Genomic DNA, 21459 nt, shown 5'->3' with positions numbered 1-21459 from the left:
AGAGTCTGAGGTATCCCCACAAATAATGTAACGATATCAGTAAGATAAAAAAGACAGGAACATTCATGACGTTTGGTGATCAGATCAATCGCCAAACTTCACCGAGACCAAACAACCATGAATGCCCTATCTATTGTGAACAAAGTCGTTACGCTTGTCAGCTACAATATGCATAAAACTCGTCTAAATGCGGTCACGGCGTGCGTCAAAAGTCTGCTTAATGGAAGCGCTGCAACCGTAACCAGCATAGGTCGAGGGATAAACACTAAAGCCTTTGAAAAACATAGAATTAAACGTGCAGACCGCTTGCTCTCAAATCCGCATTTACTAAGTGAAACACCGCTCATCTATGCATCTATATGCCAACTATTTTGCGGCAACACAACACGCCCTGTTATCTCAATCGACTGGTCAGATTTAGACGACCGCAAAGCGCATTTTCTTTTACGTGCAGCAATATCTCTGAAAGGAAGGCCCATCACACTTTACCAAGAAGTACACTGCAACAAGACCAAAGAGAAACCCGCCACGCACAAGGCATTCTTAAAGACATTACAAGCCATATTACCTTCATATTGCCGACCCATTATCGTCACCGACGCAGGGTACAAATCGCCTTGGTTCAGAGAAGTTAGGGCCCTAGGATGGGACATTGTTGGGCGTATCCGCAAGCCACATCTTTACTCGCTTGATAGAGGAAATACGTGGCAGTGTATTCGTAATCTTTACGCAAAAGCAACCTGTCGACCGAAGCGTTTTGATAACAGCCAAATAGTAAGGAGCAACCCCTTTACCTGCACGCTAGTTCTGTTTAAACAGAAATCTAAAGGACGTCATGCTTCAAATCCAGATGGTACACGCAAAGCCTCAAAACGCTCAAAAGTGCATGCACAAGGTGCAAAAGATCCATGGCTATTAGCGACATCACTGGCACCTCATCGAAGCTTATCGAAGCAAGTAGTAGCCATTTACAGGCAACGAATGCAAATTGAAGAAGGCTTTAGAGACATGAAAAGCACGAAGTTCGGGCTTGGCTATGAACAGAATAAAAGCGTGAAAAAGCAACGTCTAATAATACTGATATTGCTGACAACGTTAGCGTCACTCGTGGCTATATTACTGGGTATGGTGCTCGTCTCATCGAATAGGCATCGGCGCTTCCAAGCCAATACCGAAACCAGAAGCGTGCTGTCATTCCATTACCTTGGACTCAGGGCTGTCGCTTGTCGAATACGATTTACAATGCGACAGTGGAAAGCTGCACTCAAGTGGTACAGCTCTATAGTTGACGTAGCCTGGGCTGAAGGAACATGAAATTAAATTCGTGGGGATCCCTCAGGGTCAGAGTACTTTTTTTAACTACGCTCTCTATCAAAAAGGGCCAAAGTATTACTTTGGCTCTTTTCATATAGTTTGTTAGTTACGTAATTTTTCTGCTATCTGCGAGTGCGCATCACAACGGCATACAAAGGGAGCAAATTACTCTGCCATCATTTTTAACACTAGCTAAACACACCGATAAGTTTGTATAAGCCCAAACCAATCACTGTGCCTACTACCACAAAGCCTGCCAGATTACTTTTCCACGTATTTCTAAACTCACCCAGCGCTGTGCTTTTGTTCATAACGACCAGCAAAAATATCGCTATAATAGGTAGCAGTAGGGCATTAGTTGCCTGCGCAAATAAAATAGCAGGTAGGGGCTTAAAGCCAAGTGCTGCAACACTTACACCTACAACAATGATAATGAACCAAACAGCTTTAAAGCTTTTACTTTGCATATTATCAGATAGTCCAAGCGCGCCGGTTACAGCATAAGCAGCGGCTAGGGGGGCGGTAATGGCACTGGTCAAACCGGCTGCGAACAACCCTAATGCAAAGAACCACTGCGCTTTGTCACCTAAAACCGGTTTTAGCTGCTCGCCCATGTTTGAAGCGTCCATAGTCGCAGCCTGATTGAAGAACGCCATCATTGCGGTTGCCATTACAATAAGCGTAATAAGCCCACCCATGCTAATAGCTTTAGCTGACTGGTTTCGGCACGCCACAACTGCTTCTTGTTTATCCTGTCCTTTTGATGACTTCGCAACAAGGCTGGCGTGGAGGAATAGGTTGTATGGCACTATGGTTGTGCCAATAAGGGCTAGCACGGTGGTAATGGCATCGGCATCTAATCTGGGTGACATTAATTGGCTAAACATTGCGGTAATATCAGGTTTGGCTACTAGCAGCGTCACTAAAAATACCCCCGCCATGATAAATACAAGATACACCAATACTGTTTCTATCCACTTGTAGCTACCTGACCATAGCAACACAATTGCGATAGTGCCTAATATGCTGGCCCACGGACCAATGCCTATATTGATAAACGCGTCTAGACCGATTGCTGCCCCGGTTAGGTTGCCCGACTCATAGGCTGCGTTACCAATGCCAATAGCGCTGACAATGAGTACAATGAAGGCGTTTTTAAGCCATGGCTTATACGCCATGTTTTTCATTGCGCTTGCCAAGCCTTGGCCACTTGCTACACCAAGACGTGCTGCCATGTCTTGCAATACTATGGTTGCAAATATGGAAAAAAGTAGCGCCCATACTAAATGAAAACCAAAGTTTGCACCCGCCAAGCTTGCTGTAGTTACTGTTCCAGGGCCAATGAAGGCGGCCGCGATGATATATCCTGATTTATCTTTTGCCATTGCAACGACTCTTAGTTAAGTTTTGCTATCATGACAATAGGTGGGCGAGCACGCAACAGTACCGCTAAACCAATACAGTAACAGATTGGTTTTAAACCTATTGTCGCGTACCCAATGCAAAGGACCTATTTTTCTGTGTGCCCAACTCCAACTATGTGGGTGAGGTATAAGGCTAGAAAACACGCCCTCTGCAAAGTGGCCGCGCAGACTACCGTTTCGAGAAAGAGAACGCAAATTAAAAAAGGAAGGTAATGATGAAAGACGGGTTTCCAGTACACATCATCAGCGATATTGTTTCGCATCCCAATTTCAAAAATGTACTTCCGAATGCTTATCAGGTTGATGGGATGATCTTTGCGGTTGCCGCCGCACCAGAAATCCCCATGCCCGAGCAATGGATGCCTTGGCTCATTCAATCTAGTGACAGCAAGTTAGTAGATAAAGATGTCGATAAGCTTGCAGATACCTTGATGAACGGCTTGCGCGCCCATTTAGATTTAATGCGCCAGAGTAAATCACCTTTATCTAGTGAACTCACCGAAGCGATAGAAGTGAAAGGAGTGATGAGGCCTTTAAAGGAATTAGAAAGCTGGCTGAACGGGCTTTTACAAGTACATAAGCAATTAGAGCCAGTGTGGCAAAATGCTTGGAACCATCTTGATAAGCGCTCTGCACAGAATACGAGTGAAGACAAGGATAAACTAGAAGAGGGTAAACTACCCGAACCTGCGGAGGCGAGGTTGTCCCGTTGTTTAAAACTTTTTTCAACGCTTGCCAACATAGAATTGGCTTTGTCCTACAGAAACGAAACGCAAATTGCCCAGCTGGAAAGTAATATACGCATGCTTGTTAAGCAGTTGCCATCTGTACTCGCAGATTACACAAAGTTATCCGGAGAGTTGGCGCAGGCATTACCCAATCAATTCGAAACCTTTAGCAAAGTTACTTAGGGCTTATTCAATCGACTTCACTGTATCTGGTTAACGCTGCCGTTGCTGCTGGTGACGTTGGTTTAACGTATGTTTAAGCGAAGCCGTGTAGCTATCTAGCTCAAGCTTCGCTTTTTCATATTGCTCGTTTAATAGTGTTGAGGCAGGCTCTCTCATTAGCGCCTTAAACGCAATATCCGTCTGCTTTAGTAGGTATTTGAGGTGTTGATTACTGTCATCCATGGTAAACATTCCGATAAAAACAATTCAATAAACCCTATACATGGTGAGTTTCGGGCGGCTATGTGTGATGTTTACAACACGCTCTACATTAAGTTTTAAAAACTTTTTACATCACACTGTAGTACTGATTCCTTGAGTACTGACTTTCTTACTGTCTATAAATACCAACGCGTGTAGTTAAACCTAAAAGGGTTTAACTACAGCTAAGCATACAATTGCGAGAATAATTAACACTGGGGCTTCATTCAAAAAGCGATAGAAGCGGGGAGTGTGCCTATTTTCATCTCGTGCGAACTGCTTCATCAACTTAAACAAATAGAAGTGGTAGCCATAAATAGCAAGCAGCAACAATAATTTTATATGGAGCCACCCAGACATTTTAAACCAGGTGCCACCATAGCTGACAATAAGCGCTACGCCGAATGCCAGAGTTAATAAGGCGAATGGAGTAACGAAGAGCCACAATCGGCGCTCCATGACTTTAAATTCATCTTTAACTATTTGAGACTTAGTCGTTGCGTGATAAACGAAAAGTCGTGGTAAATAGAAAAGTCCTGCCATCCATGCCAGCATGAAAAAGATGTGCAGTGCTTTAAACCATAAAATGTACATATTAGTAATGTGCCTTTTGTAAGAAGCTTTGCAAAATATTCCAGGTTACTACGCCAATGATATCGTTAAGCTCCTGATCGTAAATATAAACTGCGCCAGAGCGCGAATTTTTAAGATGTTCGTATACTTCGTGCAGCGTAGACTGCGCGCTAATGCCTTCCATTTCATAATAGTTTAACGCGGATGCATCGTGTTCCAAACTTACATTGTATTGGACCAGTTTATACTGCACATCTATTTCAAATTTTGATTTCTGAATGACAATTTTTGTCGGATCGCCTTCTAAATAGTTGATTAGCGCTTGTTCTGGGGCATCGTGAAAAAGCTTATAATCTGTATTCATTGCCGCTAGCACCCCCGTCTTTTCAAGGGCCTCTCGGATAGATGAAATAGCGTATGGAAGATTTTGATAGTCAAGCTGGCGTATAAAAATAGAGCGGTTTCCGAAAAACTGGGTGGAAGTTACGTATGCAGGCACTATCACCAGCATGGCTGGCAGAATAATTTGAGGGCTATAAGAGAGCTCCATAACCGCAGAAAGTGCAGCGAGAGGCGCGTGTAACACCGCCGTCAGCATTCCCGCAATACCTAGCAATGCAAAGCTGTTAGTGAATTCAGGCACGTTGATAAAGTAGGATAGCGGCAATAAAAGCACGGCTCCGGCGAGCATACCAATAACCATTACTGGGCCTATGATCCCCCCAGGGATACCAAGGCCAATAGCGAATACCGCTAAGATAACCTTAAATACAAGGGTAGATACCAACAATAGCGCGCCAGGGGAGCTATCGAATAAGTGCTCAACGTCGATAAAATTCGCCCCAAGTGCCTCAGGTATAAACATACCTATAGTACCTGTAATTAGCGCCGCAAGTATTAAGCGCCAGACCATAGAAACCGGCCTAAACCAAGTCATAACACGCATAAGCTGGCTATTAAAAAGCACGGCCAACATACCCAGTAAAATGCCTAACAGCACGAGATAGAAATACATCCACTGGCTAAACGCATTAAACGATAAAAAGGAAAGTTCATTGACTTCTCCAAATACAATACGGGTAAGTACAGAGCCGCAGGCTGCGGCCAGCATGATAGGCACAAATATGTGTATTTTGTATTCTCGAAGCACGACTTCCATTACAAAGATAACGGCAGCGAAGGGAGTATTAAACGATGCAGAGATGCCTGCCGCAATGCCACAGCCAGCAAGAATTCGAATACTGTTATAGGGTAAACGAAGCCATTGCCCGAGAAGACTACTGCCTGATGCCCCCATATGGACAGAAGGGCCTTCTCGCCCTACGACAAAACCGCCCGCTAATGCCAGCATACCGCCAAAAAATTGGTTTATGGTTGTTCTGAAAGGCACGTAACCATAATAGTATTTTACCCGGTGAATAACGAAAGGAATGCCCAAGCGGTAGTGTTTGAAGCCGGTGAGAAAAGCAATGAATAGTATTAAGCCAACACTAATAAGCGGCATAATTAGCCACACTAACCAGTCGTAAGCAAGAACTGACTTAAGCGACGATATCCCTGTTTCTTGAAGCCATTCAACGCATAGCCGAAACAGTATGATAATAAGCGCCGCGCAGGTTCCCCCTACAATGCCCAGCATGCACAACTGAATAGTAGTGCGTGGATGAGCTAACTCCTCTCTTAAAGCCTGCAAGCGCATGTTGTGGTACAGTAGATTAACGTAGCTAGCAGCTTACCATAAACACTTAAAATTCATAATATTTAGAACGCGTTAGCGTTTTGTAGTTTTTTAATGAAGAAATTATGACAACAGACCAATTAAAAGAATTATTAGGCAACTATAAATGGACCTTGATGGTAGCGTTCATCATGTTCGTCATGATTGGATTCGGTTACAAGCTAGCGCGAATTGTTGACGAAGGCGACAGCAAGAAAGTGCAGGCTCAAAAAGAAACTATTGCTATTTTGTCTGAAGAAAATAATGCGCTAACGACGAAAGTAAATCAGCTTGAAGTAGCCGTGGAGCTCGCCACATTAGAGTCTGAAAATATCGCAAAAACGTTGAGCGATCAGAAGAAAGAGCTAGAAGCACAACAAGAGCTGTTAAGCTTTTATGAGCGTGTTATGGCGCCCGAGAAAACCGATGACGGCTTTGCTATTGAAGGGGTAGAGGTCTTTAAATTAAGTGATTCATCATATCAACTCAGGTTAGTTTTACTGCAATCTAAACAAAGAAAGGCAGTGATAAATGGCAACTTAGACATTGCTATTGTGGGCAAAAGAGATGGAAAGCCTGTTAGGTTAGAATCCGGCAAATCAAGCTTACTTGATGAAGACGTAAAGTATCGCTTTCGTTTTTTCCAAGCGGTTAACGTAACGCTTACTATCGAAGAGGATATAGACGTAGAGTCTATTGTTTTCTCTACTCGGGTTTATCAGTATAAAACTCGCAAAGGAAACTATGAGGTAAGCGTACCGTGGAGTGAAGCGCTTTCAGTCGATGTAGAGTAAGCCCCTGAAAACTATGGTTTAGCCATGCCCGTGGTTTTGGTGTGTAAAACCTTAATAGTTTTTAGGATTATGGCCTTGTTATTTCATTCAAAGAGATACCAGTAGCCATAGCCTACAAGAAAAGCTGGAATGGCAGAGTACACCGTAGCGATAAGGGCTGCCTTTGGCGAAAGCGCGATAGCGGGAAACAAAGCGTCGCCATCGTTACTAATCGCGTTGCCTAATTGAGCTGAAAAAGGAACAGCGCCATTTAAATACAAACTGGTGACCAATATTTGAGGGCCGCAGCCGGGTAAAAAACCTATAACAATAGCCAAGCCGACCAAGCCAGGACCCATAGCTTCAAGCATTCCAGCTATGTCTAGTCCAAACCAGACAACAGAAAGCTCGAAAATCAAAAATGCGAGTATCACCCATGCCAATACAAATTGCGTATCTAACGCGGCTTTTTCCTGCCACTTAGGAGGGGGAGGGATAACGTCTTCTTTGGTGACTGAGGCGTATCCGCTTCCCGAACCACACAGTGACCAAAGCACCAAACTTGCTATACACAGACAGGCGCCAATTAGTGTTAGTGTATCCTCACTAATAGCTAAGTAACTGTGAACGGGGAGTTGAAACGCCAGAGCCAAGGCAATTGCTAGCGACGGTAAGCTCAAAGTCATCCAGAATACTTTAGATAGTGACGTGGCTTTATGGCTTAGTGCTTTTGGTTTATCGGTGTTCTGGAGCTCTTCATTCGAATCAACCGTTTCAGGTGCTCGATAATTATGGAATTTATTAACCACTAATCCCGTCGCGGCACCTACAGTCACACTAACCGCCATAACGGTTAACGCATCTAATGGCGCCTGAGCTAGCAACAAAAAGGCGGCATCGCCCATGGTGCTGGTTAATACCGCTACCACCGCGCCAAAGCTGGTAACACCTCGTGTGTACTGGGTCACTACAATAATTGCACCACCGCAGCCGGGTAAAGCACCAAGCAGTGCCGAAAGGCCTACCTCGTGGACGGGGTGCGTTTTCATGTAGTTGCCAATAGCATCAGCTGAGACCCGCAATGTGGCCAAGTAATAAAGTGCGAGCGATGCATAAACAAATGCTGCTACTTGGAAGTATGCGTCTGATAAAACTGAAAGCGTCACAGAGCGGGTACTGTCATAAGCGAGTAGAGTGATAACTAAAAGCGGCATAAGCAGCCGCTTGTTAGCTAGCAGCGGGTAAAGAGTGCTTTGAATTAAACCTTGAGTAAAACCACCAAGAAGCCGCGGTCGATACTTATCGCGCTCCAACGCTTTTGCACTTTTCGATGTGTGGGACGCTGTACTCATTACAACTTCACTCTCAGATTACTGAACACTTATTTGGAGGCGCACAATTAAAAGTGCGCCTTTCGTTTGCCTATCGGCAAATTGCATATGCTTAACTAGAAAGGGTAACCGTACCTTGCATAACTCCGATATGACCGGGGAATGAGCAGAAGAACATGTATTCTTCGTCTTTACTTAGACCTTCAACAGAAAACGTAGTAGAAGTTTGTTCGCCACCGCCAATTATCTCTGTAGCGCCAATAACACGCTCATCACCAGGCTTAATGTAGTCATTATCGAGTCCAGCACTCATGCCGTCTGTTGCTACCGCTTGCCCATTAGCCTTGGTGGTCATTACCCAGTTATGACCCATAGATTGCTTAGGTAGTTGACCAGTATGCTTTAGCGTTACGGTAAATTCGCTGCAGCTTGCAGGAATCGTTACGTTTTTTGTATTGAACTGCATCGCGTCATTTGATTCCACAGTCGTTTCACATTCGTTAGCAAATGCATTGGAAGCTAAAAGGAAAAGGGCTGTGCCGCCAAGTAGTTTCTTGATCATAAATAATATCCTTTGAATATAGATTAATCGCACCTTTCGGTGGAATTAGAAGATTCCATTTTCAATACGAAAAAGCATAACACTGGATCAGATTGAATGCTAATAATTATCATTTGTGTTTTTGTGGTGGGTTTGCTATCAATAGTTCTCGCCTATTCACTGCGTTATTTTTTGATGCACTCTTGATAAACGATATAAAGCTAATGTCATCGATACGAAATGCACGTAAACAAATTCGTTTTGGACACAACGGTGGTGAACTGGATGTATTGGCTAACTATTTAGATAGTGTGACCTGCATCGCTAATTTACTACCACAAAAAAGCGACAAGTTTGCGATTTATAAAAATGCAGTTGAATTGCTGTATGAAGTCATTTGCGACCCGCTAGTTAGTAAGCAGTGGCGCTATGCCTGTTTAGACCACTTATACAAACCTTTACTTAACGCTGAGCGCTACGCCTGTAACGAGAGTGATCGAATTACGCTTGCAAGATTAAAAATAGATATGCATGTGCTAGTCCCACATTTTTTATGAGCGGCTAACGAGGGAGATACCTACTGAGTACTCTTAATTTGCACTTAGTAGCCCGAGTAGACCTTTGATGACAGCGTGATAAACACGCCAAAAATTCAGTTACATCAACACAAGGATACGAGTTATGACAGCAACACGCACTGAACGCGACAGCATGGGTGAGTTACAAGTGCCTGAAGATGCACTTTACGGCGCACAAACTCAACGTGCTATTCAAAACTTTCCGGTCAGTGGGCAGCGCATGCCTGAAGCTTTTATACACGCATTGCTCACTGTAAAAAAAGCCGCAGCGCAAGCAAATATGAAGCTGAAAGCACTAGATAGCGATCGCGGTTTGGCGATAGTAAAAGCCTGCGATGAACTGTTAGCCCTTGACGATGTTATGCAGCACTTTCCGGTAGATGTCTTTCAGACGGGGTCCGGTACCAGCACAAACATGAATGCCAACGAAGTAGTAGCCCGTTTGGCATGTCGTTATTCAAGTGAAGAGGTTCACCCGAACGATCATGTAAATTATGGGCAAAGTTCAAATGATGTAATACCAACAACCATTCACGTAAGCGCGGCTATCGCCTTATCAAATGAGCTAGTGCCTGCTGTGGAAGGTCTGGTTAGCATTATTGAATCAAAAGCAAAGTCTGTCGCGCAATATTGTAAAACGGGGCGCACTCACCTTATGGATGCGATGCCAGTAAGAATGGATCAAAGCTTACTAGCTTGGGCATCTCAGCTTAAGCAGCAGTTAAAAAATCTTCGTGCTGTGCAACCTGCTATCCAAAACCTTGCTCAGGGGGGCACGGCAGTGGGTACGGGTGTAAACGCCCATGCTGACTTTGCAACAACATTTTCAGATACGCTAGGAGAGTTGACTGATATCGCGTTTAAACCAGCAGATAATTTCTTTGCGCTCATTGGCTCTCAAGACACCGCGGTAACGCTTTCAGGTGCGACGAAAAGCTTGGCAGTAACCTTAATGAAAATTGCCAATGACCTGCGCTGGATGAATTCCGGCCCGCTAGCTGGGTTGGGAGAAATAGCTTTGCCAGCATTACAGCCCGGCTCATCGATAATGCCGGGCAAGGTTAACCCAGTTATTCCTGAAGCGGTGGCAATGGCGTCAGCACAGGTAATAGGCAACGACGCGGCAATTACCGTAGGCGGGCAGTCTGGAAACTTCGAGCTCAACGTCATGCTGCCTATGATTGCCAGTAATTTGTTATCAAGCTTGTCGCTAATGACCAACAGTGCGACGCTTATCGGCGAACAGGCAATTGAAGGATTCACGGTCAACCAAGATAACATTGAAGCGCCTCTTTACAGAAACCCTGTCCTCGTTACCGCGCTCAACCCTGTCATTGGCTATGCAAAAGCTGCGGAAATTGCCAAAGCAGCTTATAAGGAGAATAAGCCTGTTATCGATGTGGCTGAAGCAATGACAGATATCCCTAGGGAAGAGCTGGAAGCCTTACTAGATCCTAGAGATCTCACTTAGCTGTAAAGGGCTTACCCAAGGCCTAAACTATTTGTTAGAAACAGATTTGGACTGAAAAAAGTGCGACTTACCATCGCACTTTTTTTGTGGTTTGGCTCGAAGGATGTTGAGTAAAAAAATCGCAGAGCAGCTGCTTGCCTAAAAACTATGCGATGGTTGGCACGTTCCTAGCTAATAGCTTAGGTAAAACCTGTTTTAACCGGTATACAGTTGCTGTATGTGAACAGGAATTTTGGTACAGTGATGATATAAATTATTTGTATAGCTGCGTAAGACAGCGACAGACATTAGCGCTAATAGGTTTTACTTATTTTGATGGCGAATTGCTAGGAAAAAAGTAACGCCTTTTCGGGATGAAAAAATGACAGAAACTTGCTTTCGCATGAAGGGCACTACGCTCACCAGTATTGTGTTAGAAGTAATAGATTTTGAGCCAGATAACTTCGAAACTCAGTTATCTAAGAAAGTGGCGAGCGCGCCGCAGTTCTTTACCCGTTCCTCACTGATTTTGCATTTGATAAAGCCTTTGTCTGCTACCGAGTTCGAACTGCTAGTGGCGCTTTGCCGTCGTTTGCAATTGCAGCCTATGGCGGTGAAAGGTGAAGTGGCAGAGCTGAAAGCAACCATTAATGATTTGGGATTAGCTGATGTAAGCCAAAGTAAATTTACAGATAGCGCACTTCGTTCACAAAAAGAGAGCGCTAATAACGGCACTGAAAGCGGCAGCAACAAAACCCATAGCAACGAGCGCGCGTCGCAAGCACAGAAGCAAGCACCTGCAGAGCCTTCTGAAAGCGAGCCTGCTCCTACAGTAGCTCCAGCACTTAAGCCAGCTAAAGTCATCAATCGTCCTGTACGTTCTGGCCAGCAAGTTTATGCTGAAGGCAGTGACTTAGTAGTAACTGCGTCGGTCAGCGAAGGTGCTGAGCTTTTGGCTGATGGCAACATTCATGTTTACGGTACGTTGCGCGGACGCGCGTTAGCTGGCGTTAAAGGCAACACGGGGGCTCGTGTATTTTGTCAGTCATTAGACGCAGAACTCATTTCAATTGCTGGGCAATTCATTATGCACGACACCGTAAAGGGTGAGTGCTGGAAGAAGCCTGCACAAGTGTATTTAGAAGAAGAAACATTACGTATAGAGCCGTTAGCTTAATGCTTTGTACGCACTAATAGGAAAGAATAGATGGCAAAGATTATCGTAGTAACCTCAGGAAAAGGTGGTGTAGGTAAAACTACATCGAGTGCAGCAATAAGTACGGGGCTTGCGTTAGCAGGTCATAAAACGGTAGTGATAGACTTCGATGTAGGCTTGCGAAACCTCGACCTTATTATGGGTTGTGAGCGCCGCGTTGTTTACGATTTTGTTAACGTTATCAACAAAGAAGCGTCACTAAAACAAGCGCTAATTAAAGATAAGAGAACGGAAAATCTTTTCATTCTTCCCGCTTCTCAAACTCGCGATAAAGATGCACTCACTGTAGAGGGTGTGCAAGCCGTATTAGACGAGCTTAAGAAAGACTTCGAGTACATCATTTGTGATTCGCCAGCAGGTATCGAACAAGGTGCTCAAATGGCGCTTTATTTTGCTGATGAAGCCATTGTAGTAACCAATCCGGAAGTATCGTCGGTACGTGACTCAGATCGTATTTTAGGTATTTTACAAAGCAAATCGATGCGCGCAGAAAAAGGCGAACCGGTTAAAGAGCATCTGCTTCTTACTCGCTACAACCCAATGCGTGTAGAAAGTGCGGAAATGTTGAGTGTTGCCGATGTGGAAGAAATTTTGGCGATTCCACTATTGGGCGTTATTCCAGAATCTGAAGCAGTGCTTAAAGCATCTAACCAAGGTCAGCCGGTTATTCTTGACGAAGAAGCTAATGCAGGACAAGCTTATGCTGACGCTGTAAAACGTCTGCTAGGCGAAACTGTTCCTCATCGTTTCCTAGAGGCAGAGAAGAAAGGGTTCTTTAAGCGTCTGCTAGGAGGGAAGTAATGGGAATTTTCGACCTGCTCAAAAAGAAGCAAAAGCCGAGCACTGCGGCAGTAGCCAAAGAGCGGTTACAGATTATTGTTGCGCATGAGCGTAAGAAACGGACAGAGCCCGATTACTTGCCAATGATGCAGCAAGAAATTATTCAAGTGATTAGAAAATACGTTTCTATCGCGGATGATCAGGTTTCAGTTCAGCTTGATAATAATGACGAATGCAGCGTACTAGAGCTAAACGTAACGCTTCCGGAAAACTAGTTGGTAATTGCTGATAAAAAATAGTGACACATTATTCTTTATCAGTGCTTCTTAGTTTTTCCTCATTCACGTCTAGCTGTTTTGAAGCCATAGCGATGAGCTTCTCATCTAAAGGGGGAGGTGTAATATCTACCCCTTCACTTAATGCTTGAACGAGGGTTTCGAGTACGTCAACTCTCGCCTGCCATTTATACTCTCCATTTATAATATGCCATGGAGCGTAATCAGTATGAGTCTTCTCGAACATATCGTTAATAGCTTCAACGTAATGTTCGCGCATGCGACGATTGTGTAAATCTTCTTCAGTGAGTTTCCAACGCTTAAAAGGGTTGTGTAAGCGCTCTTCAAATCTTTCGCGCTGCTCGTCTGCGGAGATATGCATAAACAACTTTATGATGCGAACGCCATTATCGCTAAGCGTTTTTTCAAATTCGTTTATCTCTTGATAACTACGCTGCCAGTCATTAGCGGGAGTTAGCCCGTCAACCCGCTCAACCAGCACTCGTCCATAGTGGGAACGGTCAAAAATTGTGAGCTTACCAGGTGAAGGGATCTGTTTCCAAAAGCGATAAAGAAAGTGTTTTTCACGTTCTTCTTGTGTCGGCGCAGATACCGGAAACACGTTCACGGAGCGAGGATCTAATTTTTCTGTGATACGTCGTATGGCTCCACCTTTGCCTGATGCATCCCAGCCTTCAAAAACGATAAGCGCGCGTTTTTTTTGGTGATAGTAGGACTGCTGAACATGAAAAAGAGATTCTTGGCATGTACTTAACTGATTTTTGTATTCTTCTTTCTCATTAAATCGAGAACGACCGAAATCATCAAACAAGGTAACGATAGTTTTTTGATGAGAAGAGCTCATATAAATAACCTATATTTCAGATAAATATCAGAATTTTAACCGCGAATTATTAATTTTTAAGAAATCTCATGCAGAATTGAAAAGAGCGTCTACACTTACCTGTCAAATTACGCTAACAGGATTTAAGTATGCAGTTCAACGTTTATTCGTTGGTTCTTTTGACGGCAATTTTTCTTTTTTCTTTTAATACCCGTAGTGCCACATGGAGTGAAAACGAGCTCCATATCCAGCACGGGAAGCTCAATCAGCCTTTTGCCGAGGCTTCGGGTACTGAACTTACTACGACAATTTTTACATTCCAGCACGCCAGCGGGTGGGAGTATGGCGGAAACTTCTTTTTTGCTGACTATTCAAGCACGTCCGCCGGTGATGAACTATATGCAGAGTGGTACCCCACTTTCAGCTCTAAAGCTCTATTTAATGCTAATTACAGCGGCGTTCTAAGCGATATCAGTTTTGTCATGGGCGTAAATATGGCGCCAGAGTCAGACGTTTTAAAATATCTGCCAGGCATTCAACTTCATCTCGACGTTGAAGGCTTCCAGTTTTTGAATGTACTTGTCACCGCGTATTTAGATGATAGCGAGGGGCTCAGTGCTGGTGGAGCACCTAAAGAAGACGACAGCTGGATGGTCGATATTGCTTGGCGGTACCCCCTAAGTCTTTCTTCACAACAATTTTATATAGAAGGACATGCAGAGTACATCGATGAAAGAACGTCTGAAATACCTGGCGCTGTAGTCGAGTCGTGGGTGTTGGCGCAAATCCAAGCGCGATGGGACGCTGGTCAGGCTTTCTTCAATGTGAAGGATAGATTGTTCCTTGGGGTAGAGTATCAGTATTGGAACAACAAGCTAGGAACGCAAGAAGAAGACAGCGTTGTTCAAGCGCTGGCAGTATGGCGTTTTTAAGCCACACTTAGTGTTGATAGTTATTTAATTAATTTGGAGTAAATAAATATGCAATTAAAGCGTCTGCTTTTCATTGCGTTAATTTCCGCGCTTATTGTACCTGTGGTTATTACCACGGCCGTATTTGCAACGTCTATTTTAAGCTTTCTTACTAATAAGGTAGAGACATCAGACCTACCTACCGCCCTTGAAGAGGTTAAGAATGCTGTTGAATTAGATTTGCAGAGTACAATACTCCCAAGCCGTTCATTGGCTAACAATATGTACATAAAGCGTTGGATGCAAAATGGTGAGCCTTCAGAAGGCGTCAACGTACTTACTAGCCACCTTGCTGAAATAAAGCGAGAAAGTAATGCTATTAGTGCTTATGTTGTGTCGGGAAACTCTAATAATTACTATACCCATGATGGTATAGATCGCCAGATCACACCTCAAGGCGACACGTGGTTTCAAACCTTTATTAATAGTAGCCAGCCTTTTGAAATAGCTATCGATATCGACAAATCGAACGGTGTTGCTTCGGCGTTTATTAATTATGCGATAAAAATTGAAGGTGAGCGCGTAGCGCTGGCCGGCGTGGGTTTATCGTTAGATGCCATGTCTAAGCTGATAGCCTCATATAAAGTTGCTGAGAGTGGCATTGTTTATCTAGTTGACGACGCCGGTAATATTGCTTTGCACCCAGATATGTCGAAGCGTGGCGAAAAATTGAATGCAAGTGCATTTGTGAACAATCCCAGTGAACTAGAAGTGTCTGGCAATGATGTAACACGTCTTGCAGTGAAACTGAATTCCTTGGATTGGTATTTGGTTACAGAAGTCCCAACCGATGAGCTTTACGGTGCCATTAACACGGCTGTTTTAACTAACATACTCATTGCACTTGTTATCATAGCGCTAGGTTTGGTGGGAATGAGATTCTTGTCGAACAAGATATTTGCACCTATTGATACTATTACCGCCGCTGTTACTTCGCTAAACGAACGAGATGGCGACCTTACAGCTCGCTTGAATATCAATGAAGATAACGAGGTGGGCGCTTTATCCGCTCAAATAGATTTATTTTTAGAGAAGCTTCACGCCATGTTCCTCCAAGTTTCGGATAGTGCACAGCACGTTAAGGGCATAGCTGCACAAGTTTATGAACAAATAGAGCTTTCTCAAAGTTACTCTTCAAGACAAACTGACAGCACAAACTCGGTAGCCGCAGCTATTGAAGAGATGGACCTAACCGTACGTGAAATATCAAACAGTGCTCAGGGTGCATCTGAAGTAGCAAATACGACCGAAGAAAATGTCAGTGCTAGTGCTAACACGATAGACAAGGCTATGCAAAACATGAGTGAGCTTAGCGGTGTTATGACAAAGTCGGTAAACTCAGTTAACGAGCTCTCTAGCAGTATTAATTCTATTTCGTCTATTTTGGATGAGATCAGAGGCATTTCTGAGCAGACTAATCTACTTGCGTTAAATGCAGCGATTGAAGCGGCTAGGGCAGGAGAGCAGGGGCGAGGCTTTGCCGTAGTAGCCGACGAGGTTAGAAACCTTGCAAGTAGAACAAACGAGTCTACGACAGAAATCAGCCAGCTTATGGATGAACTAAATAAGCGCACGTCAGACACAGTAGCGGATATTCTGCGGGGTAACGAAAGTACGCAAGCCACGTCTGAGTTCTTATCCACGTGCGTGCAGGCGCTGTCTAATATATCGGCAGAGGTGAGTAAGCTAACCGAAGCCAATACCCATGTAGCCTCAGCAACACGGGAGCAATCTGCGGCTACCGGCGAGATCAGCGAAAATATTTCCGTCATTTCGCAAACGGCAGAAGAAACCTCTCGCAGTATGGAAAGAAGCTATAGCTTGGTAAATGAGCTAGATGATGAGGCGAAAGCGCTGGATAAAACTATCAGTAGATTTACGCTTTAAGGCGGGTTAGCCACAGTCGTTGTTTATAGTGCAATGCCTACTAGATGGTTTAGATGCTGTCACGTGGCTCAATTGTTATTTCGTGGCTCAATTTTTATCACATGGTTTGATTGTTATCTCTTGGCCCAATTTTTACCTCCTGGCTCAAGGCTGAGGTTGATTCGTTAAGTTTTGCCCCAATAATTGCTAACTATCCGCAAGTATTAGATAATTGCGGGCAAGCAGAAAGTGCGCTAGCACGAGATTATTGTAGAGGTGGGTATGTCTGTAGAAACGGCGTTGCCGATTGAGTTTTCAGACGCTGCAGCAGCGAAAGTGAAAGCCCTTGTTTCAGAAGAAGAAAATCCTGATTTGAAATTACGTGTATACGTAACAGGTGGTGGTTGTTCAGGCTTTCAATATGGTTTCACATTCGATGAGAAGGTGAACGAAGGCGATATGACTATTGAAAAAGACACAGTGACCATGGTTGTCGACCCAATGAGCCTACAATATCTAGTAGGTGGTATTGTTGATTACGTGGATGGCCTGGAAGGGTCACGCTTTTTAGTTCAAAACCCTAATGCCACGACTACCTGTGGCTGTGGCGCAAGCTTTAGCGTTTAAGTAACTTCGTTTAAAGACAAGCTAAACGCCGTGCGCTTTAAACGTTAAAGTCTGCATTTTTAACCATTTGCAGTTGAAGCGATAGGCATACATCGCATCATTTTGTATGCCTGTCGGTTGTTCTGCTTACAATACTTCCTTTTAATTTCAAATTCTGGCTACACTGATTTCAACAAACGACCATAGTTTAGGACAGCGTTTATGAAATTATATGGCTCTACCACGTCTCCCTATGTACGCCGCATTCGCATTGTATTAGCGTCTACAGAACACGAATTTTTAAATCTTCAAATCTTTTCAGGTGAAGATCGCGAACTGCTAGCTTCGCGCAACCCAACTTTAAAAGTACCTTGCCTTGAAGATGATGGGCAAATGATTTTCGATTCTCGGATTATCTATAATTATCTTGCCGATAAGCTTGATCATGATGGGTTAAGTTGGGAAGAAGAGAATCAGCTAACGTTAATTGACGCCGCTAACGATTCCTTTGTTCAGCTTATGCTTCTAAAGCGTTCAGATTTTGATATCAGCGAAGATAAAATGTATTACCGACTTCAAAATGAGCGGATTGAAGCAGTATTGGATGCGTTGTCAGAACAACTAGATGCGGGTGGCTTTAGTGGATGGACTTACCCGGAAATCTGTTTGTATAGCATGATCGACTGGGTGCTTTTCCGCGAATTACATAGCATGAAAGACTACCCACAATTATTAGCGTTCCATGAAAAGCACCATGACAGAATTGAAGTAACCGCAACTGACCCGCGTAGTTAGATTTAGTCAGATATCATGGCCAGGTAAATATAGGTAAATTAGGTATAAATAGGTAGTGTTGTCCTAACTAAGAATTAACACTCTATATTTAAGCTCAACCAAGTTTTCGACTTTGCTAAAGAAAGGGCTGCAAAAATAAGGGCTGCAAAAATAAGGGCTGCAAAAATAAGGGCTGTTAAACAATTAATAGCCCTTATCAAAATCAAACTGGTATTTAAGCGGTTCGCCTTTGATATAGTGCAGCGCATTGTCTAAAAATACATCTGCCACATCGCTTGGTTGAGATTCTGCGGCCGTGTGAGCAGTCACCGAAATATTAGGGTGCTGCCAAAACGGGTGAGCGGGGTCGAGGGGCTCGCTTCGAAACACATCTAAAACCGCATGAGCTAACGCACCGCTGTTTAAAGCCTGTATAAGAGCATCATCGTCAACGGCACTACCTCGGCCAGCGTTAATGAACACACTATGAGGTTTAAGAGCGTTGAAAAAGCCGTGAGATAGTAAGTTTTGTGTCGTGGGGGTATCTGGCATTAAATTCACTACGTGGTCACATGCATTGGCAAACCCTTCAATGTCATCAGGAGTATAAACAGCATTAGCGCCTTCCACTTCATTCCCGCTTCTCGTTAGACCTACAACCTGCATACCAAAGGCGTGAGCAACTGGAATAAGTGCTTGCCCGATACTGCCAAGTCCGACTATACCCAGCGTTTGGCCATTTAAAGGTACCCGTTTTGATGCCTCCCACTTCGGCTGGACGGCTCGCTGATTTTGCTCAAACGCTTTTGTATTTCTAGCATGCGCAAGTAAGTAAGCAAAAACGTATTCCCGCATTAACTTACCGAAAATTCCTTTTAATCCAGTAAGCGTGTAGTTTGTTTTATTCGCGTTCAACAGTGGGGCATTGCCCGCCCACGTTGATTGACACCAAGTAAGCGCAGTACAGCTGTGAATGATATTAGAAGCGAGATCAGGGTCTGCGAGCATCACGCTGACGGTTTTGGTATCTACATCTTCTGAACGCGTAGTTATTTGTTTAAGCGTTATAAGTGGGCAGCCATCTTCCCCGATAAAGCTATCGTTATTTGCTATTTTTTCTCGAAGTGCGTCTGCAATATCGTTAGCTTCATTGCTTAAAATAGTAAGTTCAATCACCTTCGAACTTCTTGCTGTCATTGGCCTAACACTCCTAAAGTAAACTTTTCTTTCCTCTGCCTGAATGCATTATCGTTAAGCTGGTTGTTCTAAAAATGTGATTTAAGTTTTACATTTTTGTAAACAATGTCGGTGTTATGTATTTGCACCTTAAGTTAAATTGCAACGGAATCGCTATGCAGTCAGAAAATAAATTCCAAAATTCAATAGATGTTGATGTAACGCACGCAAAAGTGCTATCACCTAAGCGTAACACGACCCAAGCCGAAACATCACAGGCTCTAGTGGAAGAGCAACTTTCACACTTCGGCATAAGTGCACAAAGCGACTATGGCAAGGCACTCGCCAATACGGCTCATCACTTGTACGGCGCTCAGGCCAGCGTTATGCAGCTTTGGGATATTACTAGTAACACGTTGCAAGAACTTGATAAAGAAGACAGGCTTGCCTATTTCAATGCTAAAAAGTTTTTGTCTTTTCAAATTGCTAAAATATTAGATACGCTGCAAAACCCGTTTAGAGCCACATACCAAAGCTTGTCGAGCGGCAACGGCTCACAAGGGCACTATCCGCTATTCGACAACGTCACAGCACTTTTTTCAGCAACGCCAGTGGTCGTAAGAACTGCAACCTATGTGTATGCCTGTACTGAATGGGTAGACGATGCTTTTCAAGGAAAAGAGTTCACCCATCAAATTTATTCGCGATTATTGAACCCTACCAACATCTCCCTTGCTAACGCAATTGTAGATATGGAAGCGGGCCCTTACGCCGCTGAATACTTGGCTTGGAATTTCAATTCGGGCATGGCGGCAATTGATGCCTGTTTATCGAACGTGCTGAGTCATGGCGATGTGCTCATTGTTTCTAGAAATGTATATGGTGGGGTGTATCAGCTGCTTCATGACTACTTTGCTCGCAGCAACCGCATGGATATTCAAATTGCATGGTTTGATGGTTATGACGCGCAAAGCTTTGCGTCATTTATGAAGCAAACAAAGGCCGAGCATGCCTCACGCTTAAACAATGGCGCAAGAATGCATGTGTATTTAGAGTCTCCATGTAACCCACATGGTTACGTACTGGACGTACCCGGAATATGTGAGTTAGCACACGCACAAAATGCGTTAGTTATGTTGGACTCTACGCTGGCTACGCCTGTGTTGCACCAACCGCTACAGCATAAAAACAAAGCTGCACGACCCGATTATGTAATTCACAGCTATACCAAAGATTTGTGTGGTAGTGGTGCGACCACGGCGGGTGTTGTGATAGGCGAGGGGCATCGCATGTTCCAACCAAAAGGCAGCTCAGCAAACGGCGTGGACTGGTCTGAAACCATGTTCTGGGATGTGTATTACATTAAAGGTGCATTCCTAGATTCTGAAAAGGCGTTTGATGTATTGAACGGTATGAAGACCTTGGAACAGCGCATGATGACTAAGGTTATCAACACTCAAGTTTTCACCTCATTTCTAAATGCCCACGACCAAATTCGCGTTAACTGTCATGCGTTGCCTGAACACAGCAATGCAGGTTTGCGTGAGAAACAGCATACGCACGGCTGGCCTTGTACCTTATTCACCGTAGATATGGGGCCCGCGAATTTACCTCGCGACGTGTTTGTGCGCTTTTTCGATGCCCTAGAGCCGGCCTTTAGCCACCAAGTAAGCATAGGTCAAAACAATACGATTGTTTTGTGCCCAGCGTTAACGTCTCATTCAGAACTCAGTGGCGACGAACAGAAAAAAGCCGGAATAGAATTGACGACTATGCGTATTGCAATGGGTACAGACAATGTTAAGCAACTTATTGCCCACTTTATGCTGGCCGCCAAGCATTTTATCGAGCCACATGCGCCTGGTTTTTGTGAGAAGTTTATGGCAAACGCAGACATAGATAACTTGTATTTATCAGTAAGTGAGAGAGTAAGCTCACAGCATTTTGGCAGCAAGGCCAGTATGGATTCTTTGATGAAAGGAGGGTAGGCGCACTTTTAGTTTAAGAAATTGTCTTGAACTGTCGATAAAACATATTGAGGATGTTCTCCTTCTCCCGGGCCTTTCCTTACGCGGGCTCGGGATTTTTTATTTGTGGCA

The 21459-nt window shown here is 44.0% G+C and carries 21 protein-coding genes; 13 read left to right on the top strand and 8 right to left on the bottom strand.

The genetic code is table 11. The annotated features are described in order from the left end of the window. Positions 1-75: 75 nt before the first annotated feature. Entirely contained in the window at positions 76-1314 is a 1239-nt protein-coding gene (locus PCAR9_RS15615) for an IS4 family transposase (RefSeq protein ID WP_232091295.1), read from the top strand. Positions 1315-1502: 188 nt separating this feature from the next. On the opposite strand, the gene PCAR9_RS15610 is transcribed toward PCAR9_RS15615, so the two are convergent. Continuing rightward, positions 1503-2699: an Nramp family divalent metal transporter gene (locus PCAR9_RS15610; RefSeq protein WP_179984407.1), complete on the bottom strand. Its 1197-nt coding sequence runs from the start codon at positions 2697-2699 to the stop codon at positions 1503-1505. 251 nt (positions 2700-2950) lie between these two features. On the opposite strand from PCAR9_RS15610, the gene PCAR9_RS15605 reads away from it, so the two are divergent. Continuing rightward, complete coding sequence (locus PCAR9_RS15605) at positions 2951-3649, top strand: UPF0149 family protein (protein WP_179984406.1); 699 nt, start codon at positions 2951-2953, stop codon at positions 3647-3649. Positions 3650-3679: 30 nt separating this feature from the next. Here the strand turns inward: PCAR9_RS15605 and PCAR9_RS15600 are convergent, their stop codons facing one another. The 3 genes from PCAR9_RS15600 to PCAR9_RS15590 form a co-directional block, all read right to left on the bottom strand. Further along, entirely contained in the window at positions 3680-3871 is a 192-nt protein-coding gene (locus PCAR9_RS15600; protein ID WP_179984405.1) for a hypothetical protein, read from the bottom strand. 183 nt (positions 3872-4054) lie between these two features. Continuing rightward, positions 4055-4483: a CopD family protein gene (locus PCAR9_RS15595; RefSeq protein WP_179984404.1), complete on the bottom strand. Its 429-nt coding sequence runs from the start codon at positions 4481-4483 to the stop codon at positions 4055-4057. Position 4484: 1 nt separating this feature from the next. Beyond that, entirely contained in the window at positions 4485-6161 is a 1677-nt protein-coding gene (locus PCAR9_RS15590; protein ID WP_179984403.1) for a chloride channel protein, read from the bottom strand. A gap of 104 nt (positions 6162-6265) precedes the next feature. Here PCAR9_RS15590 and PCAR9_RS15585 point away from each other — a divergent pair, with 104 nt between their 5' ends. Next, positions 6266-6973, top strand: a complete 708-nt coding sequence (locus PCAR9_RS15585; protein WP_179984402.1) for a DUF6776 family protein — start codon at positions 6266-6268, stop codon at positions 6971-6973. Positions 6974-7056: 83 nt separating this feature from the next. Here the strand turns inward: PCAR9_RS15585 and PCAR9_RS15580 are convergent, their stop codons facing one another. Both PCAR9_RS15580 and azu read right to left on the bottom strand, forming a co-directional pair. Continuing rightward, on the bottom strand, positions 7057-8304 hold the full coding sequence (locus PCAR9_RS15580) for a putative manganese transporter (RefSeq protein ID WP_179984401.1): 1248 nt from the start codon (positions 8302-8304) through the stop codon (positions 7057-7059). Between the two features lie 91 nt (positions 8305-8395). Further along, positions 8396-8845 (bottom strand): azurin, encoded by a 450-nt coding sequence (gene azu / locus PCAR9_RS15575; RefSeq protein ID WP_179984400.1) that lies wholly within the window; start codon positions 8843-8845, stop codon positions 8396-8398. Between the two features lie 203 nt (positions 8846-9048). On the opposite strand from azu, the gene PCAR9_RS15570 reads away from it, so the two are divergent. The 5 genes from PCAR9_RS15570 to minE all read left to right on the top strand — a co-directional run bounded on the left by PCAR9_RS15570 (position 9049) and on the right by minE (position 13123). Then, positions 9049-9381 carry a hypothetical protein gene (locus tag PCAR9_RS15570; protein ID WP_179984399.1) on the top strand — a complete coding sequence of 111 codons (333 nt, stop codon included), beginning with the start codon at positions 9049-9051 and terminating at the stop codon, positions 9379-9381. Positions 9382-9505: 124 nt separating this feature from the next. Further along, on the top strand, positions 9506-10873 hold the full coding sequence (locus PCAR9_RS15565) for a class II fumarate hydratase (protein WP_179984398.1): 1368 nt from the start codon (positions 9506-9508) through the stop codon (positions 10871-10873). Positions 10874-11234: 361 nt separating this feature from the next. After that, positions 11235-12029 (top strand): septum site-determining protein MinC, encoded by a 795-nt coding sequence (gene minC, locus PCAR9_RS15560; RefSeq protein WP_179984397.1) that lies wholly within the window; start codon positions 11235-11237, stop codon positions 12027-12029. Positions 12030-12059: 30 nt separating this feature from the next. After that, on the top strand, positions 12060-12869 hold the full coding sequence (gene minD, locus PCAR9_RS15555) for a septum site-determining protein MinD (RefSeq protein WP_179984396.1): 810 nt from the start codon (positions 12060-12062) through the stop codon (positions 12867-12869). Further along, positions 12869-13123, top strand: a complete 255-nt coding sequence (gene minE, locus PCAR9_RS15550) for a cell division topological specificity factor MinE (protein ID WP_118492536.1) — start codon at positions 12869-12871, stop codon at positions 13121-13123. The genes minD and minE overlap by 1 nt, the downstream gene beginning before the upstream one ends. Positions 13124-13154: 31 nt before the next feature. Here the strand turns inward: minE and PCAR9_RS15545 are convergent, their stop codons facing one another. Continuing rightward, positions 13155-13988, bottom strand: coding sequence for a polyphosphate kinase 2 family protein (locus PCAR9_RS15545; protein ID WP_179984395.1), 834 nt, complete (start codon positions 13986-13988; stop codon positions 13155-13157). A 128-nt stretch (positions 13989-14116) separates the two neighbouring features. On the opposite strand from PCAR9_RS15545, the gene PCAR9_RS15540 reads away from it, so the two are divergent. From PCAR9_RS15540 to PCAR9_RS15525, 4 genes are all read left to right on the top strand, one after another. Further along, a complete protein-coding gene (locus PCAR9_RS15540; RefSeq protein WP_179984394.1) occupies positions 14117-14899 on the top strand; it encodes a hypothetical protein in 783 nt (260 codons plus the stop codon). Between the two features lie 48 nt (positions 14900-14947). Then, positions 14948-16825, top strand: coding sequence for a methyl-accepting chemotaxis protein (locus PCAR9_RS15535; protein ID WP_179984393.1), 1878 nt, complete (start codon positions 14948-14950; stop codon positions 16823-16825). 261 nt (positions 16826-17086) lie between these two features. Next, entirely contained in the window at positions 17087-17431 is a 345-nt protein-coding gene (erpA, locus tag PCAR9_RS15530; RefSeq protein ID WP_025256292.1) for an iron-sulfur cluster insertion protein ErpA, read from the top strand. A 201-nt stretch (positions 17432-17632) separates the two neighbouring features. Beyond that, complete coding sequence (locus PCAR9_RS15525) at positions 17633-18205, top strand: glutathione S-transferase family protein (protein ID WP_179984392.1); 573 nt, start codon at positions 17633-17635, stop codon at positions 18203-18205. Positions 18206-18388: 183 nt separating this feature from the next. Here the strand turns inward: PCAR9_RS15525 and PCAR9_RS15520 are convergent, their stop codons facing one another. Further along, positions 18389-19381 (bottom strand): D-2-hydroxyacid dehydrogenase, encoded by a 993-nt coding sequence (locus tag PCAR9_RS15520; RefSeq protein WP_179984391.1) that lies wholly within the window; start codon positions 19379-19381, stop codon positions 18389-18391. A 155-nt stretch (positions 19382-19536) separates the two neighbouring features. Between PCAR9_RS15520 and PCAR9_RS15515 the strand changes: the two genes are divergently transcribed. After that, positions 19537-21348, top strand: a complete 1812-nt coding sequence (locus tag PCAR9_RS15515; protein ID WP_179984390.1) for a trans-sulfuration enzyme family protein — start codon at positions 19537-19539, stop codon at positions 21346-21348. Positions 21349-21459 lie beyond the last annotated feature (111 nt).

The organism is Alteromonas macleodii (assembly GCF_903772925.1).
In the GTDB taxonomy this organism is placed as follows: domain Bacteria; phylum Pseudomonadota; class Gammaproteobacteria; order Enterobacterales; family Alteromonadaceae; genus Alteromonas; species Alteromonas macleodii_A.
Note: the sequence above shows the minus strand (reverse complement) of the source record. Positions and strands in the feature narration are given on the sequence as shown.